Source organism: Pseudalkalibacillus decolorationis (assembly GCF_024609785.1).
GTDB classification, from domain to species: domain Bacteria; phylum Bacillota; class Bacilli; order Bacillales; family Fictibacillaceae; genus Pseudalkalibacillus; species Pseudalkalibacillus decolorationis.
Genome location: NZ_JANHJQ010000001.1, coordinates 390,108 through 408,018, shown reverse-complemented (window position 1 = coordinate 408,018; position 17,911 = coordinate 390,108). Strand labels below are relative to the sequence as shown.

The following is a 17,911-nucleotide window of genomic DNA, read 5'->3' as shown; positions in this document are numbered from 1 at the left end:
CTGTTTTGTCATAATAATACTGGTCGAATGCCGTGATTTGTTTAGAATTTACTTTCCTGAGCATCTTAAACCCTCCAGTATATCCAGAATATTTATATAATTCTATTATACACCATATATTCATAAAATTGGGACGACTTTTTCGGAGGTCTCCAAGGTGGGGTGATTTCCCCCCTTCTAGCCAATATCTATTTAAATACGATGGATAAGCTGTGGGAAAAGAAATTCAAACACCTTGGTGAACTGGTTCGATATGCGGATGACTTTGTCGTGATGTGCAAAACGAAGAAACAAGCACTAGAAAGCATACAGGTGATTCGGTCGATCATGGGAAGACTCGACCTTTCGATTAATCGAGATAAATCAAGACTCGTTAACATCTGGGATGACACAGATGGATTTGATTTTCTAGGCTTTCACAATCGAAAGTTTCCAAGACGTAAAAAGGGTGGAAAGACATTCTACTTTATGTGGCACATACCCAAAAAGGGCGCAATGAAGAAAATGCGTGCAAAGATTAAAGCCTATCTTGAACCAAGAAATAGGTTATACATGGATATTCAAGAAGTGGTGAAAGGGCTGAATAAGAAATTATACGGATTTAAGAACTACTATCTCCTTTCATCGTTTTCTAAGAGATGGCTAAATCGAATTGATTGGTATGTGATAGAGCGACTTAACCTGTTCAACAACAAGAAAAGGAACAAACGCAAGAAACATGGAAATGTCAATGAAGTAAGAAAAGAAATGGGTCCTATTCTGGTGAAACTAGCGAGTTAGATACCGTAAAGTCAAAGGAAGAAGAACATAGGAAAGCCGTATGAGGGAGAACCTCACGTACGGTTTGATGAGGAGGAGCTGAAAGTAAAAGAGAAAGCCAAGACTACTTAGCTTTCTCTTTGAAATCAGTTTCTTACTCTACAAGAAAGTATAAAAATACTTTCTATAGTATAAGCGCAACTAAAGCTCAGCCGGCGCCAAAGGCTTGGCGCTAGCCAAGTTTTCTTTATATTAAGCATTATTTGGATTGTCTGCATGGTCTAGTGTATGTTCCCGACCTTTTCCGATTATATAACCGATTACTGCAAGAATTAGTGATGGTACTATCCAACCAACTCCTTGATTGTACAGTGGTAAATACGTGCTCATTAGATCAGTAACAGCTGTAATGTTAACGTTCATTTGTTTTAAAGCATCGAAAATACTAACCATACCTGCTCCTAGTAAACCGCCAATATAAACTTCACGGTAACCTCCGAATTGACGATGGAAGAAGGAGTATACGATTAATGCGATGGCTAAAGGATAAATCCCAATTAGAACGGGTAAAGTGAAATTAATCAACTGAGTTAGTCCGATATTACCAATTGCCGCACTAAAGATACAAATAATACCGATTATTAGATTGTACGATATGTTCGGCATTATTTTTTTGAAAAATTCTCCACATGAGGTTACAAGGCCAATTGATGTAGTCAAACAAGCAAATGTAATCGCCACAGAAAGCAGCATAAGTCCAAATTGCCCGTAAAGGATATCGGCTGCACCTGTTAATATTGCTCCACCGTTATCGGTTGAGCCTATCACATTTCGACTAGTCGCACCGATATATGCGAGAGATAAATAGACAAGAGCAAGGCCGCTAACTGCAATGAGTCCAGCCTTTGTTGTAGACTTTGCTATTTCTTTCTTGTCTGTTACACCTTTGGATTTCACTGCATTAATAACGACGATACCAAACACGAGTGCTGCAATCGCATCCATTGTAAGGTAACCATTAATGAATCCAGTAAAGAATGGATTTGAAGCATAGTCACCTTTAGGTATGGAAATGCTCCCCATTGGGTTCACAATACCTTTAATTACGATTAAGCCAATTACAACAAGTAAGATTGGTGTTAAGACCTTGCCAATCCGGTCAACCAGTTTAGTCGGATTAAGTGAGAACCAAAATGTAATTCCAAAGAATACAATCGTATATACGAGTAATGGTATTCCATTTTCATTAAGGGTGTCAGGTAGAAACGGCGTCACACCAATTTCATAGGCGACCGTTCCAGTTCTCGGAATTCCGAAGAAAGGTCCAATTGCTAAATACATAACTGTTGAAAAGATAATCGCAAATCCTGGGTGGACTCTTCCAGCGAGCTCCTTAATTGAACCCCCAGTTAATCCAACTGCAATTACCCCTAGTAACGGTAAACCTACACCTGTAAGTAGAAAACCAATGATTGCGATCCAGACATTTGTTCCGGCGCTTTGGCCAAGTGATGGTGGGAATATCATATTTCCTGCTCCGAGAAACAGAGCGAACATCATTAATCCAATTGTAAAGGTTTCTTTTGTCGATAATCTTTTTTGTTCCATGATGCTACCTCCCAATGAATAGCGGAAATTATTGAGTTTTTCTGAAATCGGATTAAATCTTAACATAACTACTGCCCAAATAGATGCTATAGACAAAAGTTTAAAGATTGGTTTAATTAGGAATATTCCGCAATCTCTTATTTTCTTAGCTTTTCTCTATTATTGGTCAAAATTTATACCTAACACGGGTTATTTAAAAATAGGCTGGGCAGCCAGGTTATGTTTTATTTTGTCGTATAATGTCGATAAAAGCTATTGACAATGTTTTGTTTGGATTCGAAGACAGTTGTGATAATATTAAATGATGCAAAGACTCGTTAAAAAGTAAAGGGGTAAAGGCTTTATGATTTATTTTGACAATAGCGCGACTACAAAACCTTTTCCTGAAGTACTTCAAACTTATGTCACTGTTTCTGAGAAGTATTTTGCGAACCCATCCTCGATACACCGTCTTGGTGGGGAGGTTGAACGCCTTATTACGAAAGCACGTCAACAAATCGCAGAATTAATAGAGGCTGACCCAAAGGAAATTGTATTTACTTCAGGTGGAACAGAAGCCAATAATTTAGCAATAAAAGGAATCGCCATCCTGCACGAGGCCCGTGGAAAGCATATCGTTACAACTGAAGTCGAACATGCTTCCTGTTATGAATCGTTCCATCAACTTGAGAAGAATGGGTTCGATGTTACGTATTTGCCAGTCGATCGTAATGGACGAATATCGGTGGATGATGTCGAGCGAGCTTTACGTAGCGATACAATCCTTGTTTCTGTTATGCATGTGAATAATGAGTTAGGAACAATACAGCCAGTCCAAGCGATCGGTAAACATCTTCAACAATATCCAAAGATCTTTTTTCATGTAGATAATGTACAGGCTATTGGGAAAGTTCCTTTAAAGTATAAACAATCAGGAATTGATTTATGTTCATTCTCTAGTCATAAATTCCATGGACCCAAGGGAGTTGGGTTTTTATATATTCGGGAAGGCGTTTCTCTTTCTCCTTTGCTTACTGGAGGAACTCATGAACGAGGACTTCGAGCAGGAACTGAAAACGTACCTGGAATTATTGGAATGACGAAAGCACTCCGAATGATACTTGAAAAGTCTCGATCAGAAATGAACCAAATGAAAGAGCTAAACTCGTTTGTAAGAGAGCAGCTAACTACAATGGAATCAGTCTTCATCAATACACCTAAAGAAAACAGTGCCCCTCATATTGTTAATTTTTCAGTGCCAGGAATAAAGCCTGAAGTGCTGATCCATGCACTTGAGGACAAAGAGATATATGCCTCTACTAAATCAGCTTGTTCTTCTAAATCAAAAGCTGTTAGCAGAATTCTTGAGGCTACCGGCCATGATTATGAAAGGGCAAGCAGTGCAATTCGAATCAGTTTTAGCTTTGAAAATACGTTAAATGAAGGTAAGCAGTTCATTGAAGTATTAACAGAGCTAATCTCAAATTTAAAGAAGGTAATGAGGTAATCGTATGATTTATGACCATATCATAATCCGTTATGGAGAACTCTCTTTGAAAGGTAAAAATAGGCATATTTTTGTAAATCGTTTAAAAGAAACCATAAAGAAGAAACTTAAGCCATATCCAGATGTTCAGGTGAACAAAACATTTGACAGAATGGACGTCGTATTGAATGGAGAACCCCACTTTCAGATCATTGAAAAGTTACAGGAGGTCTTTGGGATCCAAGGCGTTTCCCTTGCAGTCAAGTGTAGCCTTGACCTTGGGGAAATTAAGGAAACTGCTTTACAGGCATTAAAGGAAGCGGGTTCTGAAGTAAAGACATTTAAAGTAACAACAAAACGGAACTTTAAACAATACCCGCAAGATTCTCAAGAGTTAAATCATATAATTGGCGGATTTGTCTTAAAGAATAGCGAAGGAATAACTGTGGATGTTCATAATCCAGATGTCGAGATAAAAGTGGAGATCAAACCTGAGGCTACCTTTATTAGTTGTCTAGACTTTCCAGGTGCAGGTGGCCTTCCAATCGGTGCAGGCGGAAAAGCGATGTTAATGTTGTCTGGTGGTATCGATAGTCCGGTTGCTGGTTATCTTACGATGAAGCGTGGCATTAGAGTTGAAATGGTCCATTTTCACAGTCCTCCATTCACAAGCGAACGAGCAAGACAAAAGGTCGAGGATCTAACAAAGGTTCTAACTCGATATGGTGGGACAATTAGATTACATGTCGTACCGTTTACAGATGTTCAACAAGCAATCAAAAAACAAATTCCAGATAATTATAGTATGACGATAATGAGACGATTAATGATGCGAATAACGGAACGGCTAGCTGCACAAAATGATGCACTTGCAATTACAACAGGAGAAAACCTTGGGCAAGTGGCAAGTCAAACACTACCAAGTATGCATACCATCAATGAAGTAACGAACCTTCCGATTATCCGCCCATTAATCACGATGGATAAACTAGAAATTATAGACCTATCCCATAAAATCGGCACGTATGATATATCTATCCGTCCATATGAAGATTGCTGTACAGTCTTTTTGCCATCTGCACCAAAGACAAAGCCAAACCGTGATAAAGCCAATCGGTTTGAACGCAATATGGATATTGAACAACTTATTGAAAAGGCAGTAGAAAATACGGAAACGGTTTATTTTACTGAAGCTGATGAAGAGAAAAAGGATGACTTCAAAAATCTTCTTTAGGAGAGGTATAAGGTTCAATAAGCAAGCCGACTAATTTCTTCTTTATCAACATTTACCACCATATGTTTGGTATGATTATCGCCTCAAATCACATCCTATGGTTACAAGGAGGTGAGAAACATGCCTAACAATAATCAACTTGTCGTACCAGGAGTTCAACAAGCAATTGATGCTATGAAGACAGAAATCGCATCTGAATTCGGTGTGAATCTTGGACCAGACTCTACTTCTCGTTCTAACGGTTCAGTTGGAGGAGAAATCACAAAACGTCTTGTTCAAATGGCTCAACAACAACAGCAAGGTCAATAATCAACAACTTTATAAATAATTGGCTTAAGGACTGACATTAATTGTCAGTCCTTATTTAAATGAAAATTTTCTAAAGATTATGTATAATGGGGATAAATATAAACAAGGAGGCAATCCATTTTGACTAACGAAAATTTAATCGCTCCTCAATCGTACAATGCAACTGAGGAAATGGAGAAATTTACGAAAGATCCTGCTCGTACAGCAATTAGATGGCGAGATGATGAGGGAAATGAACAACAAATTACATACAAAGATCTTTTTGGTCAAGTCAATCGATTGGCTGCATCTTTTCTATCGCTCGGTTTGGAAAAGGGTGACCGTGTTCTTGTCATGATGCCTCGGTTAATTGATACATATATCGTGTATTTAGCGAACTTAAAAGCTGGACTTGTAGTCATACCATGCTCAGAGATGCTTCGGCCAAATGACCTTAGTTATCGGATCAACCACGGTGAAGTGAAGGCTGTTATTGCTTATCACCCTTTTGCCTCAATCGTAGATGAAATAAAAGACCCGATTCCAAGTTTAACCTTTAAAGTTTCTGTTGGTGGTAATAAAGAGGGTTGGACAACGCTTGATCAACTGAAAGCAGATTCCGATTATGATGCAAATTATGAGTTTCCAGAAACAGATCGGGAAGATATGGCATTCTTATCTTATACATCAGGTACAACAGGGCAGCCAAAAGGAGTTGTACACACACATGGATGGACTTATGCCCATATACGGACAGCAGCCCGATCTTGGTTAGGGATTAAAGAAAACGACACCGTTTGGGCAACGGCTGGTCCAGGGTGGCAGAAATGGATTTGGAGTCCTTTTGTTTCTGTGCTTGGAATGGGTGCAACAGGATTTGTGTATCAAGGGAAGTTCGACCCAAACACATATCTAGATCTGCTTGAACAATATCAAATAAATGTATTATGCTGTACACCAACGGAATATCGTCTAATGGCAAAAGTTGATAACTTATCAGAATATAAATTGTCGAAATTACGTAGTGCCGTTTCTGCAGGAGAGCCCCTTAACAGGGAGGTCATTGATACATTTCAAAGATGTTTTTCAATAAATGTTCGAGATGGCTATGGTCAAACTGAGAATACATTGCTTGTAGGAATTGTTGAAGGGATGGAAGTACGACCAGGCTCTATGGGAAAGCCAACACCTGGAAATCGAGTTGAAATTATTAATGAAGAGGGTGTGCCTTGTGGAATAAACGAGGTTGGTGATATTGCTGTTCATCGGGATGCTCCTGCCCTGTTCAAGGAATATTTGAAAAACCCTGATCGAACAAAGATGGCGTTTAGGGGAGATTATTATTTGACAGGCGATAAGGCGAAAAAGGATGAGGATGGCTACTTCTGGTTTGAAGGTCGTGGCGATGATATTATAATTAGCTCGGGATACACAATTGGTCCTTTTGAGGTCGAGGATGCATTGGTGAAGCACCCCTCTGTCAAAGAGTGTGCGGTTGTATCAAGCCCTGATAAGGTTCGTGGCAATATCGTAAAAGCGTTTGTTGTACTGAAAAATCCCGCAGAATCTAATTCTAATGAACTTGTTGAAGATCTTCAAAACCATGTAAAAAAATTAACTGCACCATATAAGTACCCCAGAAAAATCGAGTTTATTAATGAGTTACCTAAGACGACTTCAGGGAAAATACGACGGATAGAGTTACGGATGAAAGAAAATCAATCTACGATAAATTGACCGATAAATCATAAATTTTATTAGCAATATTTGTGTGAGTGAGGATGATGAAGGCATGAGAACCTTATGGACGAATGGAACCATTTATACAATGGAAACAGAGGGTGAAACCGTAGAAGCAGTATTAGTAGAAAATGATAAGATCATTGCTATAGGAAATCGAGTGCAAATTGAAGGCGATTTTGAAATCGATGTCGTCAATGATCTTAAAGGTTCTGTCATGTATCCTGGTTTTGTCGATAGCCATCTTCATATGATTGGACATGGTGAAAAATTGCTTAGGTTAGACCTATCAGACTTGAGTTCTGCAGAAGAGATGCGTACTCGATTGAAAGAAAAGGTTTATTCGACTTCTGTTGGAGAGTGGATTATTGGGGAAGGGTGGAACGAAAACAATTTTGTCGACCGTAAAATTTTTCATCGCTTCGAACTTGATGAGCTTGCATCCCATCACCCAATGATGTTAACTCGAATTTGCAGGCACGCAATTCTCGCAAATACAAAGGCATTAGAACTAGCAGGAATTAAGGAGGATACACCTGATCCTCCTGGAGGTGTAGTTGTTCGGGATGCGAATGGATCACCGACCGGTTTTTTACTCGATACTGCCCAGGATCTTGTCAAAAATGTCATCCCAAAAGTAACTGAAGAATACATTGAACGTGCTCTTCGAACATCCGTGAATGATTTAACCCGACTTGGTTTGGTTGGTGGTCATAGTGAAGATTTAAATTATTACGGAGGATTTGAACGAACACATCAATCGTTCTTACGTGTGATCGGTCAGGATTTAAGTAAATTTAAAGTCAATCTATTGGTGCATCATGAAGTTGTAGATGATATGCATTCCAAAGGTTATCAACATGGTTACGGCAATGGTTATGTGGAATTTGGTGCCATGAAAATATTTGCTGACGGCGCACTTGGAGGGAGAACAGCATATTTAAGTAAACCTTATAATGATATGCCTGATACATATGGGGTTGCGATCCATTCATTGACTGGATTAAAGAAATTAGTTCGTAAAGCTCGCTCCTATCAAATGCCTGTTGCTATACATACGATAGGTGATTTGGCACTCGAATATGCCCTGTATGCCGTTGAAGAATATCCGCCATCTGATGGACTTCGAGATCGATTTGTCCATGGTCAGGTACTACGTCCAGATCTTATTGAACGATTGAAAAAGGTACCAGTTGTGATTGATATACAACCACACTTTGTAGCATCAGATTTTCCATGGGTGATTGAACGTCTTGGAGAAGAAAGAATGAATTACAGCTTTGCCTGGAAAACGATGATTTCTGAAGGAATTCCTTGTGCAGCTGGTTCTGATGCTCCAATCGAAACAGCAAATCCACTTTTAACAATATATGCTGCTGTGATGAGGAAAAAATCTGGCGATGCACATGAAGGATATTATCCAAATGAAAAGCTCACGGTTTATGAGGTTGTTGAGCTTTATACTAAGGGGAGTGCTTACGCTGTCGGAAAAGAAAATAGTATGGGAATGATCAAAAAGGGATTTAGCGCAGATTTTACCATCCTATCCGAAGACTTATTCAAGATAAACCCGGAACATATCCCATTTGTAAAAGTAATGCATACCGTAATCAACAATGAGATCGTGTACACTAACAATTAGATTCCGATAAAGAAGAGGAGTAGGGCAGACAAATCAGCCCCGCTCCTCTTTACTGTTGAACACGAATTATAAGAAACTTCGTTTAACTTTATGCCAAAAAGAATTATCTTTTAACTTAACAGTCTTGATCCGTTTATCCGTTAATTGTATTCGGATAAACTGACTGTTTCGGATACTTAGTGCTTCATTATCCATACCGATAATCGGAAACGTATTGCCGTCGTTAACCATCCTTATTTCTAAAGTCCGCTGGTTACTTAGAATGAAAGAGGAACCTAGTGTACGATAATGGTTATTGTTTATTGAAGCAACCTCACTTATCTGCATACAAGGAAGTTTTGGGTCCACGATGGATCCATTTAGTGATTTATTATAACCCGTACTTCCGGTCGGTGTTGAGATCACCATTCCGTCCCCTTTAAATCTCTCGAAAAATAATTCATCAATGTAGAGATCAAGTGATAAAGTCTTGATAATACCAGATCGGATTGAACATTCGTTTAAACAATAGAATGAGGCATCCTTATCGATTTGAACTTGGATGGTTGGGTATCGTCGTACTTCGATTTGCTCATTCATCATTGCATCGAGCATTCCTGATATATCGTCTAGTACAAAGTCGCAGTAAAAGCCAAGCTGACCTGTGCTTACACCAACATATAGGACATCGTCTCTAAAACCGGTTTTACGAACACTTTGTAAAAAAGCACCATCCCCGCCGATACTTGCGATGATGTTTGCGTCTTCAAATTGATCAACTAGGTTAAATCCGTTATCCAGTGCAACGCTTTTTAAACGCTTAATTTTATCTTCAAAAGGTGTAGCCGTTTTATGAAAAAAATAAATGTTTTTTCGTTCAGACATTCTTTTCCTCCCTATGTGAAGTTTGAGTAAAAGTCTTCGGTACTTATAAAGATTTTCTGTACAAGTAAAGAAAGTCCGGCGGTGACAGCCTCTTCGAAGGGGCTTCCAGTGACCTTCGTGACTACCCAGGGCGCTCGCTTGCGCTTTTCTTAAGAGATAAGAAAGTATAAAATTTTGTAGGCATAGAAGTGATGTCTAGCTCCAGCGCCTAGCCACTTGGATCACTTCAGTCCTCCTGCGGCGGCAACAGCCTCCTCGTCGGTCTTCCAGTGACCTTCGTGGCTAAGCAGGGCGCTTGCGCTTTTCTTATTTTATCTTCGTTTTATCTCACCCTTTTGTCAAATCTGCTTACGCGTTTTCTTTAAAAATATGGTATTCTTGAACAGGTATTGTACATTATACCAATTAGTACAAATTCGAAGGAGGCATAAAATGAACGGAAAACGTTGGGCAGCTCTGGGGATAGCCGTCTTCTTATTTATTGGATCGGTTGTCATCAATTTTTGGTCCTCAGCTGCCACTACTAACTTTGCCAATTTTCAAGACATATTATCTGATGAGGAAAAGTTCTCGGAAGAGATCATTGAAAAAGGAAGTTCCACTAATAAGATTGCTGTACTCACGGTTCAGGGAGTCATTCAGGATACAGGTTCTGCAACATCTGTTTTCCAGAGCGCGGGTTATAATCATCGACAATTTCTTGAGATGCTCGAACACGCTGGAGAAAGTAACGATGTAGAAGGGATTATTCTTCGCGTTAATAGTCCAGGCGGTGGAGTGGTTGAAAGTGCTGAAATCCATGACAAAATTAAAGAAATTCAAAAGAAGCACGAAAAGCCTATATACATATCGATGGGAACTATGGCGGCTTCTGGAGGCTATTATATTTCAACACCTGCGGATAAAATATATGCCCACCCATCCACATTGACAGGATCCCTAGGGGTAATCATTCAATCAATGAATTATGGTGAACTAGCAGAAAAGCTTGGGGTTAAGTGGGAAACAATAAAGAGCGGAATTCATAAGGATATCCTTTCACCAACAAGGGATATGACTGAGGAAGAGCGAAATATTTTACAATCAATTGTCGATAACTCCTATGATCAATTTGTAAATGTCATCGCAAAGGGAAGAGGAATCCCAGAAGAGAAGGTTCGTGAACTAGCAGATGGCAGAGTTTACGATGGGACACAAGCTAAATCATTAAATTTAGTCGATGAATTAGGAGACCTTGAAGATACGATAAAGTCAATGAAAAAGAAACTTGGTAACTCACATCTAAAGGTTGTACGTTACGAAACTGCGGTTGGACTGGATTCATTCCTAACAATGACTGCTAATAAAGTCCTGAATCCTAACAATGATCTGCTTGGCATTCAAAAGCTGTTCAACCAAACAAATACACCACAAATTAAATATTTGTATACGGAATAGGAGGATTGTAATGGAACATTCTGTATCACAAGACGAACAATTGGAGACGGAGGAACCGTCTGATCCCATCAAACCAAAAGCAAAAGTCGGTACTTACGCAGGGTTTTGGATGAGGTTTTGGGCGTATTTGCTTGATTTAATTGTTATCGGAAGCTTATATCGAGTTGTGGTATACCCCATTTTACGCGGGTTTGAAATACCCCTCGATGAAACATCTATGTTTTCGGTTGGGGCTGTATCCACAACTATCATCTTCTTTTTGTATTTTAGCTTGCTCACACGATTTTTTGGACAGACGCTTGGAAAAATGGTCTTTGCGATTCGTGTGGTTACGAAAGACTTGAATACAAAAGTCCCATGGTCAACGATTTTGTTTCGAGAGGTGGTAGGTCGCTTTATTAGTAAGGTAACCTGGATCGGGTATATAATTACGGGTGTTACCCCCGAAAAGAAAGCACTACACGATATTTTTGCAGATACAAGAGTAATCCATACACAGAAATAGGTATTCAATAAGCCTTGTCAGTACATAATGCTGATAGGGCTTTTTTTATAGGTAAGAAAGTTTTCTTTACACGTTAAGAGGTATAGAAGCATTCCCTGAGTCTGAGGTGGAGGAAGATGTATTGGGTTATTGGAATTGGTATTGTGGTTGTGATACTCTTAACCATTATTTTAATGAGTAAAGTTCGGATTTCAGTTATATACGGGCACCAATTAGGTCGGGATAACCTACTAATTAAGGCGCAATTTCTGAAAGGACTTATTCATTATTCGTGGCAACTTCCTTTGGATGAAACAGATGTCGCTGGGGATAACGCTCAATTGCACGTTCAGACAAAGAGCGAGTTTGGCAACAAAAAAAAGGAGTCGCAAAAAGATTTTACGGTAGAAGCAGACACTCTCATTCATAGAATTGAAAAAGTCAAAGAGTATGTGGATTCCGTATATCAACTTGGTAGAATCGTTCGACGATTTTTTAAACGAATTACTTTCGAGAAACTATTATGGGAAAGCCAAATTGGAACTGGGGATGCAGCATCAACTGGTATATTTTCTGGGCTATTGTGGTCAATAAAGGGTAGTATTGCTGGGTTTCTTAGTTTCACAGCAACAATGAAAGTACCTCCTATAATTGAGGTTACTCCTTCCTTTCAAATTAATGTAGTAAATACTAGGTTTGTATGTATTTTTTCATTTCGTTTAGGACAAGCTATGTTCGCAGCGTTTCAGGTCGCAAAAAATTGGAAAGGAAGGGAACATCATGTCAGAACATCCAATCCAGGGTTTGATGCAAACAGCGATGGAAAATATTAAAGAGATGATCGATGTCAACACAATCATTGGTGATCCAGTTGAAACACCAGATGGAAGTGTCATCTTAACAGTTTCGAAGGTAGGATTTGGTTTTGCCGCTGGGGGCAGTCAGTTTAAAGCGTCCTCAGAGCAACAATCGCGTGGTGGCTCTAATGAAGGAGATTCATTGCCATTTGGTGGAGGTAGTGGTGGAGGAGTATCGATTACCCCTATTGCATTTTTGATTGTAAACTCTTCCGGGGTGAAAACGATACATCTTGATAACAGTACCCACTTATATGAACGATTACTTGATTTAGCTCCGTCAGTTGTCGATAAAATTCAAAGAATGATGAACAATAATTCACAACAGCAATCAGGTCAGCAGCAACATTCGGATCAACAACAAACACATCGAAGAACAGAACGTCGTCCGAAGCAGGACCTTGATTTTTAAAGAACATAGTTCACAAAAAGGTGGTGACTCAAATAAAGAGTCATCACCTTTTTTCTCAAGGTGGAGATACAAACGTTCTATAAGCATACATGCAACTAAGGTAATCGCCAAACTTGAAACAATATCCTGTAAAGTTTAAGATTAAACTTGTCTAGTATATATATTATTGAAGGAGTTGTTTTGACAATGGCATCCGTAACGTTTAAAGAAAACCCGATTACTCTATTAGGAAATGAAGTAAAGGTAGGAGATAATGCTCCTGACTTTAAAGTGCTAGCAAATGATTTATCAGAAGTAACGCTTGAGGACACAAAAGGCACAGTTCGTATCATTACATCTGTACCTTCCGTCGATACTGGAGTTTGTGATCAAGAAGTTCGTCGTTTCAACGAAGAAGCAGGCAACCTTGACAATGTAAACATCCTAACAATCAGCAATGACCTTCCATTCGCTCAAAAGAGATGGTGTGCAGCTGCTGGTGTAGAAAATGTACAAACTCTTTCTGATCACCGTGACCTTTCGTTTGGAAAAGCATATGGTGTTGCAATCGAAGAGCTAAGACTACTAACTCGGGCAGTCTTTGTTGTTGATAGTAATAATAAAGTAACCTATGTAGAATACGTTAGTGAAGCAACGAACCACCCAGATTATGAAGCAGCAATTGAAGCTGCAAAATCAGCAAACTAAGTAAAACCAATTAATGATACTTGGAGGAGGCTCATCAAATGAGTCTCTTTTTGCTTTTTATTTCACGTTAAGAAAGTATAAATACTTTCTATAGTATAAGTTCAACTACAGCTCTGACTTCGCCTAAAGGCTCGGCAATCGCCGAGTTTTCTTTATGTTACAATAGGCTCAGAAGAACGTATAGGAGGGCTTAGGCATGCCAGATTTTAAAAAGGTAGAAACGTTATATGAAATGTTACATAATACAGCATCGATCCTTTCCAATAAAAGCAAGAAATCTTATTTAGACACACTAATAGAAACGGGAGAGTATTTATTACAAGGTGGATTACCTGACACTTTTGACAAGCAAACAACCGAGGCGCTCTTATCTTATTACAATAAAATTCAATTTGAAGAGCTATCTAAAGAGGAAATTCGCAAAGGATTCCAACTGGCAATTTTAAAGGGAATGCAAAAAAATATGCAATCACAGCACGCTATGACACCAGATGCTGTGGCAATGTTTATGGGGTACTTGGTCAATAAAACGATCCCGAATAAAGACCGAGTCACTTTATTAGACCCGGCGATTGGAACAGGAAACCTTGTTTCAGCAATCTTAAATCAGCAAGCCAAGCCTATTTTCAGCTATGGGGCTGAAGTAGATGAAACGATGATTAAACTAGCTTATGTCAGCATGAATGCTCAAGAACAGGATATTCAGTTATATCATCAAGATAGCATACAGCCACTTATGATTGATCCAGTAGATTTGGTTGTATCAGATCTTCCTGTCGGCTATTATCCAGATGAACAGACCGCTTCGAACTATCAATTAAAAGCAGGGAGTGGACATTCTTTTTCGCACCACTTAATGATTGAACAAGCATTGAACCATACTAAAGATGGTGGCTATCTTTTTTTCATTATTCCAAACTTCTTATTTGCTGGTGATGAGTCAAAAAGGTTGAATCAATTCTTAAAGGACGAGGCTGTAATACACGGTCTGCTTCAATTACCTCTAACGATGTTTAAGAAAGAGGAACAAGCGAAAAGTATCTTCTTTTTGCAAAAGAAGGGGGAGGGAGTACGCCCACCAAAAGAAGCACTTATGGCAGAGTTGCCTAGCTTCTCAGAACCAAAGGCACTTCAGAATATAATGCTGAAGATTGATAGTTGGTTCTCGGGTTCGTTTAAGAGTTAAATTTGAGTCTTTTGAGGAATCTGAAAATAAAGAATTTAAAGGGTAAACGCTTACCCACCTTGCAGTGCATGTCCTTATGGTGGTTTAATGGAGTAGCTTAGATTCATGAGCTTCAACGACAAAGGAGATGTCGATTAATGAATAAAATACTGGCGATTAACGCTGGAAGTTCATCGCTAAAATTCCAACTGTTAACCATGCCTGAGGAAGACGTGATCACTAAAGGCCTTGTCGAACGTATCGGGCTTCAAGATAGCATTTTTACAATTGAGGTTGATCGTGAAAAGAAAAAAGAAGTGATCAATATACCTGATCACTCTGTTGCTGTCAAAATGCTCTTGGATAAATTAACAGGCTACTCGATTATTTCTTCTTATGATGAAATAACGGGTGTCGGTCATCGTGTAGTTCATGGTGGGGAGAAATTTAACGATTCTGTGCTCATTACTGATGATGTGATAAAGGAAATCGAGGAAGTATCTGAACTTGCGCCTCTTCATAACCCTGCAAATGTTGTTGGTATCAAGGCGTTCAAGGAGATTTTACCCAATATACCAGCTGTTGCTGTATTCGATACAGCTTTCCATCAAACGATGCCTGAACGCTCATTTTTATATAGCCTCCCATATGATTATTATAAAGAGTTTGGGATTCGTAAGTACGGATTCCACGGCACGAGTCATAAGTATGTGTCACAACGATGTGCTGAAATGCTTGGAAGGCCAATTGAGCAGCTTCGTCTTATCTCTTGTCATCTTGGAAATGGGGCTAGTATCGCAGCAATTGAAGGGGGAAAATCCATTGATACTTCTATGGGATTTACACCGCTCGCTGGGGTTACGATGGGAACCCGCTCTGGTAATATCGATCCCGCTCTACTGCCTTACATTATGCAGAAAACGGGTAAGACCGCAGAAGAAGTACTCAATGTCTTGAATAAAGAGAGCGGATTACTGGGGGTTTCTGGATTTTCGAGCGATCTCCGTGATATAGAGGAGAAGGCTGAGGCTGGTATTGAACGAGCGCTCCTTGCCTTAGATGTATTTGCCGGGCGCATCCATAAGTATATTGGATCCTATGCTGCTAAAATGCATGGAATCGATGCGATTATTTTTACTGCTGGAATCGGAGAAAATAGCGATGTAATCCGTGAACGAGTAATGAGAGGTCTTGAGTTTATGGGTGTGTATTGGGATCCTGCTTTAAATAAAGTCCGTGGGAAGGAAGCATTTCTAAACTACCCACATTCTCCTGTAAAAGTAATGATCATTCCTACAAACGAAGAGGTCATGATTGCAAGGGATACTGTTCGACTTTCAAGTTAAATACTGGATCAAAAAAAGGGATTGTGCTCAGCCGCAATCTCTTTTGTGTGTACAAGATTCCCAAAACAGTAGGCTAAGTTTGGTATAATGGGAAAAAAGCTGGAGGTGCTTAATTTGAACTGGACTAAGAATGACAAACAAGTTTGGTATTCCATTGAGAAATGGGAAAGGGAGTACTTTACATATTATCCATCAGATTTTAGTAAAACATATGGCAAATGGTTTGATGAAGCTTTTGATAAACTCACTCCTTCTTATAAAACCAAAAGCCTTCAAATTGTAGACAATCTACTTTTTCATCTTCATTCAATTCTTTTAAATGCCCAGTTTCAGCGGGATTCAAAAGAACGGATCTTATTATCGATACAAGCTATGAATAAGGACGTTAAAGTATGGGAAGATCTCAAGGATTGCAGAATTGAACAATTACGATATATCGCTCATCATAACGTTGCGAAACATCGGTTACTATCATTTGCTCAAGGTGGTTTAAGTGGAGCAGGAGGAATTCTGTTTCTTGGACTAGATATCCCGGCTAGTATTGCAGCTCATCTCAGATCGATTCAAGTTGTTGCCTTGTCGTATGGGTATCCCATTCATGAGCCATATGAGACAATGCTATCATTGAAGGTTTTCCATGCAGCCACATTGCCTCGTCAGCATCAGCGTCAGGCGTGGGAACAATTGATGGTTGATATTTCTGATCAACAGTTAAATCCATATTTCTTTGAGTCAGAAGAAGTCGTTGCTGACAGTCGCTGGATAAGACATTTGGTCGGTTTAGTTGGGAAAGGTACGGTTTTGTTTATGCTCCGTAAAAGACTGATTCAGGGAATACCTTTAATGGGAATGGTGTATGGAGCAGCAACAAATTATCAGCTCTCCCGTCAAATTACAGATTTCGCTAATCAATTTTATCAAAAACGATGGCTTTTAGATAAAAAACAATAAAAACGTACATATCTAGATTTTTATAATGAAGGGGTGACCTGAAAATATGGGAGCAGAAGAACACAAGCGAGAAGCGCCCAAACATGTAAACACAATGATTATAACGGTGAGCGACACACGTATAGAACAAACGGACAAAAGCGGGAATTGGATTAAAGAGGAACTTCAACAAGCAGGTCATTCGATAGTAGAGTATACCATCGTTAAAGATGAAGCAACTCTTATTGAAGAGGCGATTCGAACAGGAACATTCGATCAGAGAATTGATGTTATTTTAATTAATGGAGGGACCGGTATTGCAAAGCGGGATGTAACTGTCGAAGTGGTAAAAGAGCTCATTAGCAAAGAAATTCCTGGCTTTGGTGAACTATTCCGTATGTTAAGTTACACTGAGGATATCGGTTCTGCAGCATTGTTAAGCAGAGCAATTGCAGGTGTATATGAAAATACGGCAATCTTTTCGATGCCAGGATCAACAGGTGCGGTCAAGCTCGCGATGAATAAGTTGATTTTACCGGAGATTAGTCATGTGGTCCGGGAAATTCGAAAAGACCTTTAAGAGGTGTTCAAAAAGTCCGGTAAAAATAGCTGTCGAATTTCTTCGTTCCTTGGAAAAGGAGTACGCTTTTCCTACGTGCGAGGCGATACTAGATGATAACCCTGGTGCTCGCTCTTTGCAGGAAGTACTTTTCCACTAGAGGTACATTCATTGTGCACCTGCGTCTAACTAGATCAGGCTACCGAAGAAGGCTTCCTAGGTGCAAGGCAACAATGATGTATTCCAAGTAGTCGCCTTTCTCGTGATTTTCGCGCTTCGGGCTCACACGAGGTGAGTCAGTTCAACGTTGTAACAGGACGTTACGAATTTAGTTGAACTTCACATATCGCGGCTCTTTTTGTCCTCCTTTTTGAACACGTACTTGAAGACCAAAAGCTAGGTGGAACAGAGAAGGAGCGACCCGACATCTCCTT

General features: G+C 39.4%; 17 protein-coding genes. 15 read left to right on the top strand and 2 right to left on the bottom strand.

The features are described from left to right. Positions 1-162: 162 nt before the first annotated feature. Positions 163-780: a reverse transcriptase domain-containing protein gene (locus tag NON16_RS01970; protein WP_257346617.1), complete on the top strand. Its 618-nt coding sequence runs from the start codon at positions 163-165 to the stop codon at positions 778-780. Positions 781-1,011: 231 nt separating this feature from the next. Here NON16_RS01970 and brnQ read toward each other — a convergent pair whose 3' ends face one another. After that, complete coding sequence (gene brnQ, locus NON16_RS01965; protein ID WP_257346615.1) at positions 1,012-2,367, bottom strand: branched-chain amino acid transport system II carrier protein; 1,356 nt, start codon at positions 2,365-2,367, stop codon at positions 1,012-1,014. Between the two features lie 343 nt (positions 2,368-2,710). Here brnQ and NON16_RS01960 point away from each other — a divergent pair, with 343 nt between their 5' ends. The 5 genes from NON16_RS01960 (at position 2,711) to NON16_RS01940 (ending at position 8,736) form a co-directional block, all read left to right on the top strand. Beyond that, on the top strand, positions 2,711-3,853 hold the full coding sequence (locus tag NON16_RS01960) for a cysteine desulfurase family protein (RefSeq protein ID WP_257346613.1): 1,143 nt from the start codon (positions 2,711-2,713) through the stop codon (positions 3,851-3,853). A 4-nt stretch (positions 3,854-3,857) separates the two neighbouring features. Beyond that, on the top strand, positions 3,858-5,066 hold the full coding sequence (thiI, locus tag NON16_RS01955; RefSeq protein WP_257346611.1) for a tRNA uracil 4-sulfurtransferase ThiI: 1,209 nt from the start codon (positions 3,858-3,860) through the stop codon (positions 5,064-5,066). Between the two features lie 120 nt (positions 5,067-5,186). After that, positions 5,187-5,375: an alpha/beta-type small acid-soluble spore protein gene (locus NON16_RS01950; protein WP_257346609.1), complete on the top strand. Its 189-nt coding sequence runs from the start codon at positions 5,187-5,189 to the stop codon at positions 5,373-5,375. Positions 5,376-5,495: 120 nt separating this feature from the next. Then, the gene (mbcS, locus tag NON16_RS01945) at positions 5,496-7,091 is read left to right on the top strand and encodes an acyl-CoA synthetase MbcS (protein WP_257346607.1); all 1,596 of its coding nucleotides are present in this window, start codon (positions 5,496-5,498) and stop codon (positions 7,089-7,091) included. Positions 7,092-7,146: 55 nt separating this feature from the next. Further along, positions 7,147-8,736 carry an amidohydrolase gene (locus NON16_RS01940; protein ID WP_257346606.1) on the top strand — a complete coding sequence of 530 codons (1,590 nt, stop codon included), beginning with the start codon at positions 7,147-7,149 and terminating at the stop codon, positions 8,734-8,736. A 66-nt stretch (positions 8,737-8,802) separates the two neighbouring features. On the opposite strand, the gene NON16_RS01935 is transcribed toward NON16_RS01940, so the two are convergent. Further along, on the bottom strand, positions 8,803-9,600 hold the full coding sequence (locus NON16_RS01935) for an NAD kinase (protein WP_257346604.1): 798 nt from the start codon (positions 9,598-9,600) through the stop codon (positions 8,803-8,805). Between the two features lie 432 nt (positions 9,601-10,032). On the opposite strand from NON16_RS01935, the gene sppA reads away from it, so the two are divergent. The 9 genes from sppA to NON16_RS01890 all read left to right on the top strand — a co-directional run bounded on the left by sppA (position 10,033) and on the right by NON16_RS01890 (position 17,498). Further along, positions 10,033-11,037, top strand: coding sequence for a signal peptide peptidase SppA (gene sppA, locus NON16_RS01930; protein ID WP_257346602.1), 1,005 nt, complete (start codon positions 10,033-10,035; stop codon positions 11,035-11,037). Between the two features lie 10 nt (positions 11,038-11,047). Then, a complete protein-coding gene (locus NON16_RS01925) occupies positions 11,048-11,542 on the top strand; it encodes an RDD family protein (protein ID WP_257346601.1) in 495 nt (164 codons plus the stop codon). Between the two features lie 116 nt (positions 11,543-11,658). Further along, positions 11,659-12,354 (top strand): DUF2953 domain-containing protein, encoded by a 696-nt coding sequence (locus NON16_RS01920; protein WP_257346600.1) that lies wholly within the window; start codon positions 11,659-11,661, stop codon positions 12,352-12,354. After that, a complete protein-coding gene (gene ytfJ, locus NON16_RS01915; RefSeq protein WP_257346598.1) occupies positions 12,302-12,790 on the top strand; it encodes a GerW family sporulation protein in 489 nt (162 codons plus the stop codon). Before NON16_RS01920 ends, ytfJ begins: the two co-directional genes overlap by 53 nt. A 186-nt stretch (positions 12,791-12,976) precedes the next feature. Beyond that, a complete protein-coding gene (gene tpx / locus NON16_RS01910; RefSeq protein WP_257346596.1) occupies positions 12,977-13,477 on the top strand; it encodes a thiol peroxidase in 501 nt (166 codons plus the stop codon). 196 nt (positions 13,478-13,673) lie between these two features. Next, positions 13,674-14,663 carry a class I SAM-dependent methyltransferase gene (locus NON16_RS01905; protein ID WP_257346595.1) on the top strand — a complete coding sequence of 330 codons (990 nt, stop codon included), beginning with the start codon at positions 13,674-13,676 and terminating at the stop codon, positions 14,661-14,663. 137 nt (positions 14,664-14,800) lie between these two features. Further along, complete coding sequence (locus tag NON16_RS01900) at positions 14,801-15,988, top strand: acetate kinase (RefSeq protein ID WP_257346593.1); 1,188 nt, start codon at positions 14,801-14,803, stop codon at positions 15,986-15,988. Between the two features lie 114 nt (positions 15,989-16,102). After that, complete coding sequence (locus NON16_RS01895) at positions 16,103-16,939, top strand: EcsC family protein (RefSeq protein WP_257346592.1); 837 nt, start codon at positions 16,103-16,105, stop codon at positions 16,937-16,939. A gap of 46 nt (positions 16,940-16,985) precedes the next feature. Next, positions 16,986-17,498: a MogA/MoaB family molybdenum cofactor biosynthesis protein gene (locus NON16_RS01890; protein WP_257346590.1), complete on the top strand. Its 513-nt coding sequence runs from the start codon at positions 16,986-16,988 to the stop codon at positions 17,496-17,498. The last annotated feature ends 413 nt before the right edge of the window (positions 17,499-17,911 follow it).